Genomic DNA, 16,491 nt, shown 5'->3' with positions numbered 1-16,491 from the left:
TCCTTGGCAACATGAAGGCGGTGGGCGGGGCGTCAGTCCCCGCTCATCGCCTGTCGTTGCCGTTCCATGAATTCTTGCAACGTGTCGATGCCGCGCAGTTGCAGGATGGTGTTGCGCACGGCGGCTTCCAGCAGTACCGCGATGTTGCGGCCGGCCGCCACCGGAATCACCACCTTGCGGATAGGCAGGCCCAGCACGTCTTCGGTCGGGAACTGGAACGGCAGGCGCTCCACTTCCTCATCGGCGGCGCCACGGCGCACCAGGTGCACGATCAGCTTCAGGCGCATCTTGCGGCGCACCGCTGTCTCGCCGAAGATGGCCTTGATGTCCAGCAGGCCCAGGCCGCGCACTTCCAGCAGGTTTTGCAGCAGCGCCGGGCAGCGGCCTTCAATCATGTTCGGCGCGATGCGCGAGAATTCCACCGCATCGTCCGCCACCAGGCCGTGCGAGCGCGAAATCAGCTCCAGGCCCAGCTCGCTCTTGCCGAGGCCGGAATCGCCGGTAATCAGCACGCCCACGCCCAGCACGTCCATGAACACGCCGTGCATGATGATGCGCTGCGCCAGCTTTTTCGACAGGTAGACGCGCAGGAAGTCGATCACCTGCGCCGCCGGCAGCGGCGTCGAGAACAGCGGGATATTTTTTTCGTCGCAGATTGCCAGAATGTCCGGCGGCGTTTCCAGGCCCTGCGCGACGATCAGCGCCGGCGGGCTGCCGGCGATCAGCTCGCCGATGACGTGGGCGCGCGTCAGCGACTTCAGGCGCTGGTAGTAGTTGATTTCCTGGTGCCCGAAGACCTGGATACGGCCCGGGTGAATGGTGTTCAGGTGGCCCACCTGGTCGGCAGCCGAAGCCACGTCGCCGGAGATCAGGCGCTCGCCGCCGGGGAAGCCGGCAAACCAGCCGAGCTGCAAACTTTCGCGATTGTCGTCGTACAGCCTTTGTATCGTCAGCGGGGTTTGCAGCATGGGCGTCTTTATAGTGGCTGCTTAACCGGCAGCTTGAAGGCTGGGCAGCCAGTTGATAATGCGCGAGTGCACCGATTGCGGATCGGTGTCCGTGCTCAACGCGGTACGGAAGGCGTCGTCGGAGAACATCTCGGCGATTTCCGACAGGATCTCCAGGTGCTGCTGAGTCACGTGATCCGGAATCAGCAGGAAGAACAGCAGGTTGACCGGCTTGCCGTCCGGCGATTCGAACGGAATCGGCTCGGCCAGGCGCACGAAGGCGGCCAGCGGCGTCTTCAGGCTTTTCATGCCCTTGATGCGGCCGTGCGGCACGGCGACGCCATGACCCAGGCCGGTCGAACCGAGGCGCTCGCGCGCGAACAGATTGTCCGAGACGGTGGAGCGGGCGATACCGCAGTTGTTTTCGAATATCAGGCCAGCTTGCTCGAACGCGCGTTTTTTACTGGAGACTTCCAGGTCCAACTGCACATTGTCGAGTGAAAGTATTTTGCTCAGGTTGTTCATAGTACGACGTCAAATGTTGCAACGCACAAGGTTGGCATGCGAGCAGAATTATAGGCTTGTTTCTGCGCCGTGTAACATGAAATCGCATGTGCCGCGACGGGCAGGCACGCTGCTTAAAATGCATTCCAGAAAGAATCGCTATTTCTGGACAGGAAAGCTGGAAAATGCCCAATGAATGCTTGGAAGCGGACGGTTTTTTCCGTTTTTCTACGCGTTTGCGGCCCCGTAAGCCGTATGACGTGTTCGCCACGTTGAACACATCATACGCCGGTTTTTTGATCTGTGATTGAAAAAATAATGACAGTTATTGACGTGCGCCACGCAGATTCGGCGGTTTCTGTGCCGTGCTGAAGTTGCTGCGCCATGGATTGATGTCCAGCCCGCCACGGCGGGTGTAGCGCGCGTACACGGCCAACTGGGCCGGCTGGCACTGGCGCAGGATGTCGACAAAGATGCGCTCCACGCATTGCTCGTGGAATTCGTTGTGCTCGCGGAAACCGATCAGGTATTTCAACAGGCTTTCCTGCTCGATTTGCGGGCCGCTGTAGTGGATCTGCACGCTGGCCCAGTCCGGCTGGCCGGTGACCAGGCAGTTGGATTTCAGCAGGTGCGAAACCAGTTTTTCCTCGACCGGTTCCTCGTCGTGGGCTGCCTTGAGGATGTCCGGCGATGGGCTGTAATTGTCGACTTCAATGTCGAGGCGGTCCAGCAGCAGGCCGTCCAGCTCGCCCATCTCGATCATGCCGAATTCTTCCGGCTGGGTGACGATGACGTGCACGCTGGCGCCGGCCGCATCCGACAAGTCCTGCTGCAGCAGGGTTTTCAGCGCGACTACACTGTCCAGCCGGGTCTGGTTGAACGAGTTCAGGTACAGCTTGAAGGATTTCGATTCGATGATGTTGGGCGAATCGGACGGGAAGGTGACGCGGGCGATCGCCACCTGCGGCTTGCCGCGCTGGTTCAGCCAGGAGATTTCATACGCGTTCCAGATATCGACGCCGAAGAACGGCAGCGTGCCCGACAAGCCCAGCTCGTCGCGCTTGCCCTGGCGCGGAATCGGGAACAGCAGTTCCGGCGCGTAATCGGTGCGGTAGGCGGAGGTTTTCCCCAGCGGGGACTGGTCGGCGGTATTGGTCATGGCGATATCGGTATTTCAGTGAAGGACGGCATGGTAACGCAAACCACGCCGTCCTGCCCTGGATTAGCCCAGGAACAGTTTGTAGACAGGATTCGCGCTCTCATCCCAGTAGCGGTAGCCCAGCGTCGCCAGGAATTGCGCGAAGTCGCTCATTTCCTCCGGCGGCACCTGCAGGCCGATGACGATGCGGCCGACGTCGCCGCCCTGGCTGCGGTAGTGGCACAGCGAGATATTCCAGTTCGGCGCCATCGAGTCGAGGAAACGCATCAGCGCGCCCGGACGTTCAGGGAACTCGAAGCGGTACAGCAGCTCGTTGTTGGCCAGCGCGCTCTTGCCGCCGACCAGGTGGCGCAAGTGGGTCTTGGCCAGTTCGTCGTGGGTCAGGTCCAGCGCCTTGAAGCCGTGCTCCTCGAAGCGGCGCGTCAAGGCGCCGGATTCGTTGCGGTCGGCGATCTGCACGCCGCAGAACACGTGCGCATCATCCTTGTCGGAGATGCGATAGGTGAACTCGGTGACGTTGCGCGCGCCGACCAGCTTGCACAGGCGCTTGAAGCTGCCGCGCTGCTCCGGCAGCGTGACGGCAAACAGCGCCTCGCGCGCTTCGCCCAGCTCGGCGCGCTCGGCCACAAAGCGCAGCCGGTCGAAGTTCATATTGGCGCCGCTGGCGATGGTGATCAGCGTTTCGTTCCTGATCGGTTCTTTGGTCAGCGCGGCACGCTCGACATACGCCTTGGCGCCGGCGATCGACAGTGCGCCGGACGGTTCCAGAATCGAGCGCGTATCGGTGAACACGTCCTTGATGGCGGCGCTGACGGCGTCGGTATCGACCAGGATCACATCGTCGACATACAGCTGCGCCAGGCGGAAGGTTTCCTCGCCGGCCAGGCGCACGGCGGTGCCGTCGGCGAACAGGCCGACATCCGACAGCGTCACGCGTTCGCCGGCTTTCAGGCTGCGCGCCATCGCATCCGAATCAAGCGACTGCACGCCGATGATCTTGATGTCCGGGCGGATCTGCTTGACGTAGGCGGCAATGCCGGCGATCAGGCCGCCGCCGCCGATCGGCACGAAGATGGCGTGGATCGGGCCGGAGTGCTGGCGCAGGATTTCCATGCCGATCGTGCCCTGGCCGGCGATCACATCCGGATCATCGAACGGGTGGACGAAGGTCAGCTTTTGTTCCTGCTCCAGCGTCAGCGCGTGGTTGTAGGCATCGGTGTAGGACTCGCCATGCAGCACCACTTCGACGTCGGCGCCACCGCGCGCCTTGACCGCGTCGACTTTCACTTGCGGCGTGGTGGTCGGCATCACGATCACCGCGCGGCAGCCCATGCGGGCGGCGGACAGCGCCACGCCCTGCGCATGGTTGCCGGCCGAGGCGCAAATGACGCCGCGCTTGCGTTGCGCGTCGCTCAAGTGGGCCATCTTGTTATAGGCGCCGCGAATCTTGAAGCTGAACACGCTCTGCATGTCCTCGCGCTTGAAGTAAATTCGGTTCTCGAAGCGCTGCGACAAGGTCGGCGCGAGCTCCAGCGGGGTTTCATCAGCCACGTCATAGACGCGGGCGGTCAGTACTTTCTTCAGATAGTCGGTAGTCATAGTCTGCAAACAAAGTGAATCGGGCAAGTAACGATGCTAACTATCCGGCGGGTGACCGGGTGAAGCAGGGGCGCTGATCGTGGCGGGTGGGCTCGGATCGGACTGTTCAATCGTGCGGTGTGGACTCATTATAATGGCTGCTTTCTTTTCCGCCCAACAAACCATGATCGAATCCGCAATTACCTGGCTGCTGCACCTGATCGCCGCACCCGAGGTAGGGCTGACTTCGGTCTTTATCATCAGCCTGATTTCGGCCACGCTGGTGCCGCTGGGCTCGGAGCCGGCGGTGTTTGCGGTGATTAAGGCCAATCCCGAACTGTTCTGGAGCGCCATCTTCGTCGGCACGGTCGGCAATACCATCGGCGGCGCCATCGATTACTACATCGGCTGGCAAGCCAAGCAGAGCTTCGCCAAGGAGCGCAAGAGCCGCTGGTTTCACTGGCTGGAGCGCTACGGCGCCAAAACCATGCTGCTGGCCTGGCTGCCCGGCATCGGCGATCCGCTGTGCACGCTGGGCGGCTGGCTCAAGCTGCCATTCTGGCCCAGCATCGCCTATATGGCGGTCGGCAAATTTCTGCGCTACCTGACCATGACCACCTTGCTGTTGTACGTGCCGGACGGTGTGTGGCACCGGATCGGGCAAATGATGGGCTAATTTGGTGCAACTTATCATATCGTCGCATAAGCTTATGCGTAAATTTCATTCACTCCGGGCGCCGTGATTGGCATGTTATTGCTCGCCAGCGTGGGTAATTTCGAATTTTTGACGGTTTTGATACACTCGGAGAGTCCTTAGGCCAGCTAAGGCTGTTCCCGCGTGGTGCGCCGCAATAGGCTAGAATGACCCTCCCGGTGTCTGTCTATAGTCTCTGCATAATGAACGCCCCTGCACAAATTCAAGCTCTGCTGGCGGAAACGCCCCACGGTCCGGAGGCCAAGCGCCTGCGGGAAATTCCTTACAACTACACGTCGTTTTCCGATCGCGAGATCGTCATTCGTCTGCTGGGTGAGGAGTCGTGGTCGCTGCTGGATACGCTGCGTGGCGCGCGTCAGACCGGCCGTTCGGCCCGCATGCTGTATGAGGTGCTGGGCGATATCTGGGCGGTGCGCCGCAATCCGTATCTGCAGGATGACCTGCTGGATAACCCGAAGCGCCGCCAGGAACTGATTAACGCGCTGCATCACCGTCTGGCGGAAGTCGACAAGCGCCGCCTCAGTGTTGATGAAGCGGAGAAGGATGAGTCCGCCGGCCAGCGCAGCGCCAACGTGGTCAAGCTGCTGCGTGCCGCCGGCAAGGCCGTGGCCGACTTCGGCGAGGAATTCAAGCAGGTCTACGACCTGCGCAAGCGCACCTACAAGGTGCTGGGCCGCTATACCGACAAGCACAATATCTGCTTCGACGGCATGAAGCGCATCAGCCACGTGACCGATGCCACCGACTGGCGCGTCGAGTATCCGTTCGTGGTGCTGACGCCGGACACGGAAGAGGAAATGGCCGGCCTGGTCAAAGGCTGTATCGAACTTGGCCTGACCATCATCCCGCGCGGCGGCGGCACCGGCTATACCGGCGGCGCGATTCCGCTGACGCCGATGTCGGCCGTCATCAACACCGAGAAGCTGTTGAACATGGGCGCGGTCGAGATGAAGGTGTTGCCTGGCCTGGAAAAAGAATACGCCACCATCTACACCGGCGCCGGCGTCATCACGAACAAGGTGTCCGAGGCTGCCGAGAAAGCCGGCTTCGTGTTCGCGGTCGACCCGACCTCGGCGCATGCCTCCTGCATTGGCGGCAATATCGCCATGAATGCGGGCGGCAAGAAGGCCGTGCTGTGGGGCACGGCGCTGGACAACCTGGCGTCGTGGCGCATGGTCGATCCGCAGGGCGACTGGCTGGAAGTCACGCGCCTGGATCACAACCTGTCCAAGATCCACGATACGCCATTGGCCCGCTTCAAGCTGGAATGGACGCATCCGACCGCGAAAGGCGAAGCCAAGGGCGCGCCGTTCAAGACCGAGATCCTGGAAATCGCCGGCCGCGTGTTCCGCAAGGAAGGCCTGGGCAAGGACGTCACCGACAAATTCCTGGCCGGCCTGCCTGGCATCCAGAAAGAGGGCACCGACGGCCTGATCACGTCGGGCCGCTGGATTTTGCACAAGATGCCGAAGTTCACCCGCACCGTCTGCCTGGAGTTCTTCGGCCAGGCGCGCGATGCGATTCCGTCGATCGTCGAAATCAAGGATTACCTCGATGGTTTGCCGGCCAGGGGCGCAGAGTTCTCGACGCTGCGCCTCGCCGGCCTGGAGCACCTGGACGAGCGCTACCTGCGCGCGGTCGGCTACGCCACCAAATCGAAACGCGGTGTGCTGCCGAAGATGGCGCTGTTCGGCGACATCGTTGGCGATGATGAAAACGCCGTCGCGCTGGCCGCCTCGGAAGTGGTGCGCCTGGCGAACACCCGCGTCGGCGAAGGCTTTGTCGCCGTCAGCCCGGAGTCGCGCAAGAAATTCTGGCTGGACCGTGCCCGTACCGCCGCCATTGCCAAGCACACCAACGCCTTCAAGATCAACGAAGACGTGGTGATTCCGCTGAACCGCATGGGCGAGTACACCGATGGCATCGAGCGCATCAACGTCGAGCTGTCGATCAAGAACAAGCTGCAACTGGTGGAGGAACTGCAGGACTTCTTCGCCGCCGGCAATCTGCCGATCGGCAAGAGCGACGATGCCGACGACAGTGTTGGTGATGCTGAAATGCTGGGCGACCGCCAACAGCAAGCCGAAGCGCTGCTGGTGCAAGTTCATGCGCGCTGGACCTATCTGCTGGCCGAACTGGACCAGCCACTGGCCGCCATCACCGGCGAATTGGCCGCGCATGGCCTTGACCGTCTGCTGCCAGTCTTCGAAGAACGCCTGAAGACCCAGCCGAACGCCACGCTGTTCGATGTGGTGCAAGACCGCACCATCCGCGTGACGTGGAAGCAGGAAATCCGCGCGCAACTGCGCCAGATCTTCAACGGCGCCGCCTACAAGCTGATCCTCGACGAAGCCACCGCCATCCACAAGCGCGTGCTGCGCGGCCGCGTGTTCGTTGCGCTGCACATGCACGCAGGCGACGGCAACGTCCACACCAACCTGCCGGTCAACTCGGACCACTACGAGATGCTGCAACTGGCGCACCAGGCCGTCGCACGCATCATGACACTGGCGCGCTCGCTGAATGGCGTGATTTCGGGCGAGCACGGCATTGGCATCACCAAGCTGGAGTTCCTGAACGAGGACGAGATCGGCCCGTTCCGCGAATACAAGCTGCGCGTCGATCCGGAAGGCCGCTTCAACAAGGGCAAGCTGCTGAACCTGGATGGCATGGAAGCCGACCTGCGCAACGCCTACACGCCATCGTTCGGCCTGATGGGGCACGAATCGCTGATCATGCAGCAGAGCGATATCGGCGCGATTGCCAACAGCGTCAAGGATTGCCTGCGCTGCGGCAAGTGCAAGCCTGTTTGCTCTACGCATGTTCCGCGCGCCAACCTGCTGTACTCGCCGCGCGACAAGATCCTGGCGACCTCGTCGCTGATCGAAGCCTTCCTGTACGAAGAGCAGACCCGCCGTGGCATCTCGATCAAGCACTGGGAAGAATTCGAGGACGTGGCGGATCACTGCACCGTCTGTCACAAGTGCGTGACGCCCTGTCCGGTCAACATCGACTTCGGTGACGTGTCGATGAATATGCGCAATCTGCTGCGCAAGATGGACAAGAAGACCTTCAATCCGGGCAAGGCCGCGTCGATGTTCTTCCTGAACGCCACTGATCCGGCCACGATCAACGCCACCCGTGCGGCGATGATCGGTCTGGGCTACAAGGCGCAGCGCCTGGGCAACGACCTCTTGAAGAAATTCGCCAAGAAGCAGACCAAGGCGCCGCCGCCAACCGTCGGCAAGCCGCCGGTGCGCGAGCAGGTGATCCACTTCATCAACAAGAAGATGCCGGGCAATCTGCCGAAGAAAACCGCGCGCGCATTGCTGGATATCGAAGACGACAAGGTCATCCCGATCATCCGCAATCCGAAGAGCACCAATGCCGATACGGAAGCGGTGTTCTACTTCCCGGGCTGTGGTTCGGAGCGCCTGTTCTCGCAAGTGGGCCTGGCAACGCAGGCGATGCTGTGGGAAGTGGGCGTACAGACCGTGCTGCCGCCGGGTTATCTGTGCTGTGGTTATCCGCAGCGCGGCTCGGGCCAGTACGACAAGGCCGACAAGATGATGACGGACAACCGCGTGCTGTTCCATCGCATGGCCAACACGCTGAACTATCTGGACATCAAGACGGTGCTGGTGTCGTGCGGCACCTGCTACGACCAGCTGGCAACCTATGAGTTCGACAAGATCTTCCCTGGCTGCCGCATCATGGACATTCACGAGTATCTGCTGGAGAAGGGCGTCAGGCTGGAAGGCGTGACTGGTACACGTTATATGTATCACGAGCCTTGCCACACGCCGATGAAGTTGCAGGAAGCGACCAAGACCGTCAACGGCCTGATCGCCACCCACGACAACGTCAAGATCGAAAAGAACGACCGTTGCTGCGGCGACTCGGGCACGCTGATGGTGGCGCGTCCGGACATCTCGACGCAGGTGCGCTTCCGCAAGGAAGAGGAAGTCATCAAGGGCGCCGACAAGCTGCGCGCCGATGGCTTCGACGGCGAAGTGAAGATCCTGACCAGCTGCCCGGCCTGCCTGGGCGGTGTCTCGCGCTACAGCGAAGATGCCGGCACCACCGCCGATTACATCGTGGTGGAGATTGCCAAGCATTTGCTGGGCGATAACTGGATGCCGGATTATGTGAAGCGCGCCAATGATGGCGGCATTGAACGGGTGCTGGTGTAATCATGGCGTGTGATCTGTGCAATTTGCTGGCTGAGGTTAAGCTGAATTCGGGCGCGGCCTTGATCTGGGGCGATGACCGTTTGTCGGTGGTCGCTGTGGATGAGGCCGAATATCCAGGCTACACGCGCGTGGTGTGGAATGCCCACGTCAAGGAGATGACCGATCTGCCGGCTGCCGACCGCTCGCGCGTGATGGATGTGGTGTGGGCGGTGGAAGCGGCGCAGCGGGAGATTCTGGCGCCGGAAAAAATCAATCTGGCCAGTTTTGGTAATATGACGCCGCACGTGCATTGGCACGTTATCCCGCGTTACCGCGATGATGCACATTTCCCCAACCCGACCTGGGCTGTGGCACAGCGTGCATCGTCGGCGGAGGTGTTGGCGGCGCGTCGCGCGCTGTTGCCGGCATTGCACGCGGCCATCGTCGAGAAAGTGAAAGCATTATGAGCAAACCTGTCCCTACCGGCCTGACGGTCCATAACAAATCCCGCGTACTGGATGTTGAATTTGACGACGGTGCGTCGTTTTCGATTCCGTTCGAGCTGCTGCGCGTGTATTCGCCGTCGGCGGAGGTGATGGGCCATGGTCCTGGGCAGGAAGTGCTACAGGTCGGCAAGCGCGAAGTGGGCATCGCTGGCATTGAGCCGGTCGGCAACTATGCGGTGCAGCCGACCTTCAGCGATGGGCACAACACCGGCATCTTTACCTGGGAATACCTGTACAAGCTGGGCAGCCAGAAAGATGTGCTGTGGGCGGGCTATATGGACCGCCTGCATGCTTCCGGTTTTGAGGGCGACAGCGGCCGCGAGACTGGCATGTCCCTCACTGGTCCCTCGACCGCCGCGCCTGCGAAAAGCGGCGGCGGTTGTGGCAGCGGTGGCTGCGGCTGCAAGAGCTAATCCGTCACCTGATCCCGCATCACATACAACACCCGCGCCCGCGCCCAAGGTGATAATAGCCGCAGCTTTTCGACGTTAAAAGTTAGCGGCTTGTCGAAATCAGGCGGAATAGGCATGGTTTTCATCTTCGCTATGATGTCGGCCACAGGTGATTCTGCAAGACGACGCTTTCTTTCCTCTCGTTCGACAATAGTCGCCGCCCGAAATTCGTCCAGCTCCACCTTGCTCTCAGGATCAATTTCTGGAATATAGATATCCGAGGGAATCTCTACGCCACAAAGTTTCATAACTGTTCTCCATTAGTTCAAAAGGTGTTACCAACTCCGGCAGCGTATAGATGCCGTCGTTCATCAACATACGCAATAGCCTGAGCTTGTTCGCGTTTGCAATGTTTGCACAATCCCAGGTAAGCAATATCTCGGAGTTGCTAAGCGTCGCGCAGGTAATATGCTCAGCTGCTCTACGTGCTTTGGCGTTTAGACCACCGCCGCTAATGAGAAGTTCCCTGGCACTTTCCATTCCCGGGTGAGAGGGATGCCGTGCAATGTGTTGAATGGCGCCAATTCTCTGCGCTACGCGTAGTGGATCGCTAGCGTGAATCTCATTATGAACATAATCGGAGACGAACAGGTATTGCGGATCGCAGCGGGTGTGCCACCAGAGTTGGGTGAGTTGCTGGCAGGCGCGGGTGATGGGGTTGTTGCTTGGTGGGTCTGTCAGGTGACAGATGACCGATGTTTCCAGGTAGATGGTTTGCATGATGCCCTCGCTGGCTGAACTGCCAGCGTAGGCGGCTCAGCGGGCGGGGGCTTTAGATGGATCAAACTTACTTCGCTTGCCAGGTCCACACGCGGCTGGCGATGTCGACTGATTTTGGGATCAGTTTCTGCTGGTAGAACAGGTCGGCCACGCGCTGCTGGTTGGCGACGATCTCTGGTGTTACCGGCGTGGCGCCGAAGCGCGATCGGCCCATCCAGGTGGTGACGATATCGGCCGGCACACCGGTCTGCTGCGTCAGCAAAGTGCTGACTTCCTTCTGGTGCTCGCTGGCCCACTTGCCGGTCAGCTTCACCTGCTCCAGCAACGCCGACACCAGCTGCGGCGACGCCTTCACAAACTTGCTCGACGCCAGATAGAAGCCGTTCGCCAGCGGCAGGCCGGTATAGTCAGCCAGCAAGCGCGCCTGATACGCCTTCTGTGCCGAGGCCAGATACGGGTCCCATACCACCCATGCATCAATCCCGCCGCTGACAAATGCCGCCCGCGCATCTGATGGAGACAGATAAATCGACGTGATGTCGCTGATCTTCAAGCCGGCTTTCTGCAAGGCGGAAGCCAGCAGGAAGTGCGAGCCGGAACCCTTGTGGAACGCTACGCGCTTGCCCTTCAACTCAGCGACCGTGCGTATCTTTGAATCCTTCGGCACGATGATCGCCTCGCTGTTGACTGGCGCCGGCTCCGCACCCACGTACAGCAGATCGACACCAGCCGCCTGCGCGAACACCGGCGGTGGCGCGCCCGTGCTGCCGAAATCGATACTGCCGGCATTCAGTGCCTCCAGCATCTGCGGGCCGGCCGGGAACTCGATCCATTTGATGGTGTGGCCAGGCAGCGATACACCCTGCGTCTTCATCATGCTAAGCAGGCCGGCGCTCTTCTGGAAGCCGATCTTGATTTCGTCCGCCTGCGCGAACAGGGGCAGCGCCAGTAGCAGGAAAATCCAATTCTTCATCTTCATCCTTATGCGCTCTCGCGCTCTATCAATTCGCAGGCCAGCAGGTTCAGACGCGTGTCCTGGCCGGAGGAGGGCAGCACGCCCAGTTGTTCAAGAATGCGCAGCGCGGCGATCTCGCCGATTTCGCGGCCCGGCGGGCGTATCGTTGTCAGGCTGGGGAGCAGTAGCTGCGAAAACGCATAGTCGCCAAAGCCGACAATCGCGCATTGCTGCGGTATCTTCAAGCCGGCCCGATGGCCAGCCAGCAGCGCGCCGGCGGCCAGGTTGTCGTTGGCGAAGACGATCGCCTCGACCGGCTTGCTGCGCTTTGGCGGAACCAGCGCCAACGCCTCAATCGCCTGCTTGCCGGCGTCGAACGGCGCCTCGGCGGTGGGTACGTAGATGATCGGTTGCAGGCCATGCTCGCGCATCACCGCCTCATAGCCATCGCTGCGATCCACCGCGCTCAAGTCGCCGGCAAGGCTGTTCTGCACGAAGGCGATGCGGCGATAGCCTTTGGCATACAGATAGCGCGCTGCCTGTTCGCCGACTGCGTTGTTGGAGTAGCCAACCTGTATCGGCTTGCGCTTCGGTTGATAGTCCCACGTCTCCACCACCGGGATGCCGGCGGTGGTCAGCAGCTTCTCGGTCGCGCGATTGTGGAAGCGGCCCACCACCGCCAGCGCGGCCGGCTTCCAGCCGAGGAAAGCCCGTACCGCACTTTCTTCCTTTTCCGCCGAAAAATAGCTCGATGCCAGCAACAGCTGGTAGCCGTGGCTGTTCAGGGTGTCGCTGAAGGTCTGGATGGTGTTGGCGAAGATCGGCCCGGAGATATTCGGTATCACCATGCCGACCACGCGGCCATGCGCGGAGGCGAGGCCGCTGGCCGCCATATTGGGCACATAGCCAAGCTCCTTCACCGCTGCCGCAATGCGCGCGCTGCGCGCGGCCGCCACGCGACCCGGCTCGGTGAAATAACGCGATACGGTAATCGATCCCACCTCCGCCAGGCGGGCCACATCGTGAATGGTGGCGCGGCCCGATCCCCGGCGTTTGCGTGGTGCTGTTGGTTCGCTCATGAATGCATATTCTGAAAAGACATATCGATGATTTTTTTAATTCTTTGACTTCAATCCGGGTCGCCACGACACTAAAAAAAGGGTACCGGTACCACTGAATTGTAGCGAAGCACCTGGCGGTCACTAAGCTGGTTCTTCGACGATCAAAGCAGGATTTCCGCATATGGCGCAAAGAGCGCTTTCAAATCAAGGGATCAGAACATGAAGAGCAACAAGAAGATTTTTGGCGCGCTGACCACCGGCGCTTTGCTGGTCGCAAGCGCTTTTGCCAGCGCTGCGGATGCTGAGCCAACGCCAATCGCCAACCGCGATGAAAGCGCGTCCGTGCCGAGCGTGACGGTCAACGCCACGCGCCGCAACGCCTCGCTGCAATCCGTGCCAGTCGCGGTATCGGTGCTGGATGGCGACGCACTGAACAACGCCAATCGCACCAGCATCGACACCATCGTGCAGGAAGTGCCAAGCGTGACGTTCCGCCAGCAGGGCGGTAACAAGGATACGACCATCTTTGTACGTGGTATCGGTACCATCTCCACCTCGCCGGGCGTCGAGCCGACCGTGTCGACAGTGGTGGATGGCGTGGTGTATGCGCGTCCGGGCCAGGCGACGCTGGACCTGCTGGATATCGAGCACATTGAAATTCTGCGTGGCCCGCAAGGCACGCTGTTCGGCAAGAATGCCTCGTCCGGCGTGCTGAATGTGATTGGCCGAAAATCGTCGCAGGAGACGACCGGCTTTGTCGATGCGTCCTGGTACGAAGGCAATGAGAAGCGCGTGCGCGCCGGTGTCTCCGGTGCGATCAATCCAGGTGTGGTGGCGGCGTCCGTCACCGCGCTGTATGCGGACTATGACGGTAATGTGAAAAACGTCCATGCCGGCGGTGGTGACCTGAATGGCTATGACCGTAAAGGCGTGCGTGGCCGCGTCGACATCACGCCGAACAAGGATCTGGATATCGCGCTGATCGCTGATTACCTGCGTTCGAATTCCTCACCAACCTTCACCGCCTACAAATCGACTGCTGCGGCGTTCAACGCCGGCATAGCGCCGGTGGTGGCGGGTATCGAGAACCGCCAGGTCAATGCCGACATTCCTAGCGATATCCGCGACAAGAACAAAGGTTTGTCGGCGCAAGTCGATTACCGCTTCAACGGTTATACGCTGACCTCGATCACCGCCGTGCGCGATTGGGACAATACGCAGTACACCAGTACCTCGGCCATTGGCAACGCGGCGGAAGTGGCGCGCATTACGGCTGCCTTCCCAGCCACGCGCGATATCGGCACGGTGGAATTCAGCCAGGCGTCGCAAGAGCTGCGCCTCGCGTCGCCGAAAGGTGATTTCGCCGATTATGTGGTCGGCGCCTACTACCTGCACGGCAAGGATCGCGAAACCTATCAGCGCATCGTCAACAACGGCACGGCGATCAACTCCGGCCGTGCGGACTATGGCGTGAAGAGCGACAGCTACTCGCTGTTCGGCGAGAGCACGCTGAACTTCTCGCCAGTGTGGCGCGCCATCGCTGGCGCGCGCTGGACCAAGGATGAACTATCCTATGACCATAAGCGTACCTCGACGCAGGCCGTGGCCTTCGCTGGCGTGCAGCCGGCGGTGCAGAATGCCGGATCGGCCAATGAAGAGGGCTACTCGGGCCGCGTCGGCCTGCAATACGATATCTCGCGTGACGTGAACACCTACGCCACCTATTCGCGTGGTTACAAAGGCCCGGCCTACAATGTGTTCTTCAACATGCTGAGCCGCGATACGCTGGCGCTGAAGCCGGAGACATCGGATTCGTTTGAACTGGGCCTGAAAGCCAGCGCCTTCGATCGCAAGCTGACCGCCAACCTGGCGGTGTTCAGCACCAAGTACGATAACTACCAGGCCAACTTCTACGACACTGTGGCTGGCGCCGTGGTCACGCGTTTGATCAACGCCGGCGATGTATCGACCAAGGGCGTGGAGCTGGACATCAATGCGCGTCCAACGCGTGCGCTGACATTGACTGCTTCGCTGGCCTACACCGATGCCACCATCGACAGCTTCAATTGCCCGCCTGCCGCTGCTGCCTCGTGCAACCTGAATGGCAAGCCGCTGCCGTTCTCGCCGAAGTGGAAGTCCTTCACCCGCGCCAACTACGCGCTGCCGCTGGAGAATGGCCTGATTGTCGATCTGTCGGCTGACTATAGCTGGCAAGCGAAAACGCAGTACGATCTGTTCCAGTCGCCGGATGCGATCCAGGGTGCGTACGGCGTGGTCAATGCGGGCATTGCGCTGTCGTCGCCGATTGGTGGCTGGCGCGTGGCGCTGGTGGGGAAAAACCTGGCCAACAAATCGTATGCCACCAATCTGGTGACGTCGACCGGCTACGTCACCCGCGCCGTGCCGCGTGACGATGAGCGCTACTTCGGCATCACCGCGCGCAAGGAGTTTTAATGTCGCGGCAAATGAGTATCGGCGCATTCATGATGCGCTATGGCCACCACGTCGCGGCGTGGCGGCATCCGGACACCGATCTGCTGTCGAATCCTTTCAAGGTATTCCGCGAGCAGGTGCGGGCAGCGGAACGCGCCTGCCTGGATGCGGTGTTCTTTGCAGACAGCGTGGCGCTCACCGGCGCGCCATCGCTGGAGCCGTTGACGTTGCTGTCGGCGCTGGCCGCATCAACCGAGAAGATCGGTTTGATCGGCACCGCCACCACGACCTACAACGAACCGTACACGGTGGCGCGCCAGTTTGCCTCGCTGGACCTGCTGTCGGATGGGCGGGCTGGCTGGAACCTGGTCACGTCGGACAATGCGGCGGAGGCGGCCAATTTTGGCCGCGAGCAGCATGTCGCCCATGCCGACCGCTATGCGCGGGCGCGGGAATTTCATCAGGTTGTCACAGGACTGTGGAATAGTTGGGATCCCGATGCGCTGCTGGACGATAAAAGCGGCGAACTGCCTTACGATCCGGCCAAGCTGCACACGCTGAACCATCGCGGCGATCATTTCGCGGTAAAGGGGCCGCTGAATGTGGTGCGCAGTCCGCAGGGCCGGCCAGTGGTGGTGCAAGCCGGCAGTTCCGAGACGGGGCGCGATCTGGCGGCGGCGACAGCGGAGATGGTGTTCACCGCGCAGCCATCGCTGGCGAAGGCGCAGGACTTCTATCGCGATGTGAAGCAGCGCTTGGCCGACAAGGGCCGCAAGCCGGAGTCGCTGAAGATTTTGCCGGGGCTGTTCGCGGTGGTGGGCCGCACGCAGGCGGAGGCGGATGAGAAGTTCGCGCAGTTGCAGTCGCTGATCGAACCGAAGGCCGGCCTGGCGCTGCTGGGGCGTATGATCGGTAACTTCGATTTGTCCGGCTATCCGCTCGATGGTCCGCTACCGGAATTGCCGGAGACGCAGGATGGCCAGCGCAGCCGCCAGCAGTTGCTGACGGCGCTGGCGCAGGGCGAGAATTTGTCGATACGCCAGCTGTACGAGCGTATCGCCGGCGGCCGTGGCCACTTTACCGTGGTCGGCACGGCGGAGGTGGTGGCGGATCAGATGCAGGAATGGTTTGAGCAGGGCGGAGCGGACGGCTTCAACTTCATGTCGCCGGCGCTGCCTGGTGGACTGGATGATTTTCTGACGCTGGTGATACCCGAGTTGCAGCGGCGCGGTTTGTTCCGCACCGCTTACGCAGGGAACACCTTGCGTTCACACTTGGGCTTATAGGAG

General features: G+C 61.0%; 14 protein-coding genes. 6 read left to right on the top strand and 8 right to left on the bottom strand.

Features of this window, described 5'->3' with window-relative positions:
* Positions 1 to 32: 32 nt before the first annotated feature.
* The 4 genes from hprK to ilvA form a co-directional block, all read right to left on the bottom strand.
* On the bottom strand, positions 33 to 968 hold the full coding sequence (gene hprK, locus BLS51_RS24210; RefSeq protein WP_090190307.1) for an HPr(Ser) kinase/phosphatase: 936 nt from the start codon (positions 966 to 968) through the stop codon (positions 33 to 35).
* 21 nt (positions 969 to 989) lie between these two features.
* On the bottom strand, positions 990 to 1,472 hold the full coding sequence (locus tag BLS51_RS24205; protein ID WP_090190304.1) for a PTS sugar transporter subunit IIA: 483 nt from the start codon (positions 1,470 to 1,472) through the stop codon (positions 990 to 992).
* A gap of 304 nt (positions 1,473 to 1,776) precedes the next feature.
* Positions 1,777 to 2,610, bottom strand: a complete 834-nt coding sequence (gene queF, locus BLS51_RS24200) for an NADPH-dependent 7-cyano-7-deazaguanine reductase QueF (protein ID WP_090190302.1) — start codon at positions 2,608 to 2,610, stop codon at positions 1,777 to 1,779.
* 63 nt (positions 2,611 to 2,673) lie between these two features.
* Entirely contained in the window at positions 2,674 to 4,209 is a 1,536-nt protein-coding gene (ilvA, locus tag BLS51_RS24195; protein WP_090190299.1) for a threonine ammonia-lyase, biosynthetic, read from the bottom strand.
* A 163-nt stretch (positions 4,210 to 4,372) separates the two neighbouring features.
* Between ilvA and BLS51_RS24190 the strand changes: the two genes are divergently transcribed.
* The 4 genes from BLS51_RS24190 (at position 4,373) to BLS51_RS24175 (ending at position 9,994) form a co-directional block, all read left to right on the top strand.
* On the top strand, positions 4,373 to 4,864 hold the full coding sequence (locus BLS51_RS24190) for a YqaA family protein (RefSeq protein ID WP_090190397.1): 492 nt from the start codon (positions 4,373 to 4,375) through the stop codon (positions 4,862 to 4,864).
* Positions 4,865 to 5,085: 221 nt separating this feature from the next.
* A complete protein-coding gene (locus tag BLS51_RS24185) occupies positions 5,086 to 9,096 on the top strand; it encodes a DUF3683 domain-containing protein (protein ID WP_090190297.1) in 4,011 nt (1,336 codons plus the stop codon).
* Positions 9,097 to 9,098: 2 nt separating this feature from the next.
* Entirely contained in the window at positions 9,099 to 9,542 is a 444-nt protein-coding gene (locus BLS51_RS24180) for an HIT family protein (protein WP_090190295.1), read from the top strand.
* Entirely contained in the window at positions 9,539 to 9,994 is a 456-nt protein-coding gene (locus tag BLS51_RS24175; RefSeq protein ID WP_090190293.1) for a gamma-butyrobetaine hydroxylase family protein, read from the top strand. Before BLS51_RS24180 ends, BLS51_RS24175 begins: the two co-directional genes overlap by 4 nt.
* Here the strand turns inward: BLS51_RS24175 and BLS51_RS24170 are convergent.
* The 4 genes from BLS51_RS24170 to BLS51_RS24160 all read right to left on the bottom strand — a co-directional run bounded on the left by BLS51_RS24170 (position 9,991) and on the right by BLS51_RS24160 (position 12,787).
* Complete coding sequence (locus BLS51_RS24170; protein ID WP_139168782.1) at positions 9,991 to 10,215, bottom strand: hypothetical protein; 225 nt, start codon at positions 10,213 to 10,215, stop codon at positions 9,991 to 9,993. The genes BLS51_RS24175 and BLS51_RS24170 overlap by 4 nt on opposite strands.
* Positions 10,216 to 10,228: 13 nt before the next feature.
* The gene (locus tag BLS51_RS29560; RefSeq protein ID WP_139168781.1) at positions 10,229 to 10,753 is read right to left on the bottom strand and encodes a PIN domain-containing protein; all 525 of its coding nucleotides are present in this window, start codon (positions 10,751 to 10,753) and stop codon (positions 10,229 to 10,231) included.
* Positions 10,754 to 10,820: 67 nt separating this feature from the next.
* Positions 10,821 to 11,726, bottom strand: a complete 906-nt coding sequence (locus tag BLS51_RS24165) for a sulfonate ABC transporter substrate-binding protein (RefSeq protein WP_090190394.1) — start codon at positions 11,724 to 11,726, stop codon at positions 10,821 to 10,823.
* A gap of 8 nt (positions 11,727 to 11,734) precedes the next feature.
* The gene (locus BLS51_RS24160; RefSeq protein WP_090190289.1) at positions 11,735 to 12,787 is read right to left on the bottom strand and encodes a LacI family DNA-binding transcriptional regulator; all 1,053 of its coding nucleotides are present in this window, start codon (positions 12,785 to 12,787) and stop codon (positions 11,735 to 11,737) included.
* A 201-nt stretch (positions 12,788 to 12,988) separates the two neighbouring features.
* Here BLS51_RS24160 and BLS51_RS24155 point away from each other — a divergent pair, with 201 nt between their 5' ends.
* Together BLS51_RS24155 and BLS51_RS24150 are read left to right on the top strand one after the other, a co-directional pair.
* On the top strand, positions 12,989 to 15,223 hold the full coding sequence (locus tag BLS51_RS24155) for a TonB-dependent receptor (RefSeq protein WP_090190287.1): 2,235 nt from the start codon (positions 12,989 to 12,991) through the stop codon (positions 15,221 to 15,223).
* On the top strand, positions 15,223 to 16,488 hold the full coding sequence (locus BLS51_RS24150) for an LLM class flavin-dependent oxidoreductase (RefSeq protein WP_090190285.1): 1,266 nt from the start codon (positions 15,223 to 15,225) through the stop codon (positions 16,486 to 16,488). Before BLS51_RS24155 ends, BLS51_RS24150 begins: the two co-directional genes overlap by 1 nt.
* Positions 16,489 to 16,491: the final 3 nt, after the last annotated feature.

The organism is Duganella sp. OV510 (genome assembly GCF_900100205.1).
GTDB lineage: Bacteria > Pseudomonadota > Gammaproteobacteria > Burkholderiales > Burkholderiaceae_D > Rugamonas.
Note: the sequence above shows the minus strand (reverse complement) of the source record. Positions and strands in the feature narration are given on the sequence as shown.

What these genes read in the sequence shown, in the direction of transcription:
- hprK (WP_090190307.1), bottom strand. Translation starts at nt 968, where the DNA reads ATGCTGCAAACCCCGCTGACGATACAAAGGCTGTACGACGACAATCGC.
- BLS51_RS24205 (WP_090190304.1), bottom strand. Translation starts at nt 1,472, where the DNA reads ATGAACAACCTGAGCAAAATACTTTCACTCGACAATGTGCAGTTGGAC.
- queF (WP_090190302.1), bottom strand. Translation starts at nt 2,610, where the DNA reads ATGACCAATACCGCCGACCAGTCCCCGCTGGGGAAAACCTCCGCCTAC.
- ilvA (WP_090190299.1), bottom strand. Translation starts at nt 4,209, where the DNA reads ATGACTACCGACTATCTGAAGAAAGTACTGACCGCCCGCGTCTATGAC.
- BLS51_RS24190 (WP_090190397.1), top strand. Translation starts at nt 4,373, where the DNA reads ATGATCGAATCCGCAATTACCTGGCTGCTGCACCTGATCGCCGCACCC.
- BLS51_RS24185 (WP_090190297.1), top strand. Translation starts at nt 5,086, where the DNA reads ATGAACGCCCCTGCACAAATTCAAGCTCTGCTGGCGGAAACGCCCCAC.
- BLS51_RS24180 (WP_090190295.1), top strand. Translation starts at nt 9,099, where the DNA reads ATGGCGTGTGATCTGTGCAATTTGCTGGCTGAGGTTAAGCTGAATTCG.
- BLS51_RS24175 (WP_090190293.1), top strand. Translation starts at nt 9,539, where the DNA reads ATGAGCAAACCTGTCCCTACCGGCCTGACGGTCCATAACAAATCCCGC.
- BLS51_RS29560 (WP_139168781.1), bottom strand. Translation starts at nt 10,753, where the DNA reads ATGCAAACCATCTACCTGGAAACATCGGTCATCTGTCACCTGACAGAC.
- BLS51_RS24165 (WP_090190394.1), bottom strand. Translation starts at nt 11,726, where the DNA reads ATGAAGAATTGGATTTTCCTGCTACTGGCGCTGCCCCTGTTCGCGCAG.
- BLS51_RS24160 (WP_090190289.1), bottom strand. Translation starts at nt 12,787, where the DNA reads ATGAGCGAACCAACAGCACCACGCAAACGCCGGGGATCGGGCCGCGCC.
- BLS51_RS24155 (WP_090190287.1), top strand. Translation starts at nt 12,989, where the DNA reads ATGAAGAGCAACAAGAAGATTTTTGGCGCGCTGACCACCGGCGCTTTG.
- BLS51_RS24150 (WP_090190285.1), top strand. Translation starts at nt 15,223, where the DNA reads ATGTCGCGGCAAATGAGTATCGGCGCATTCATGATGCGCTATGGCCAC.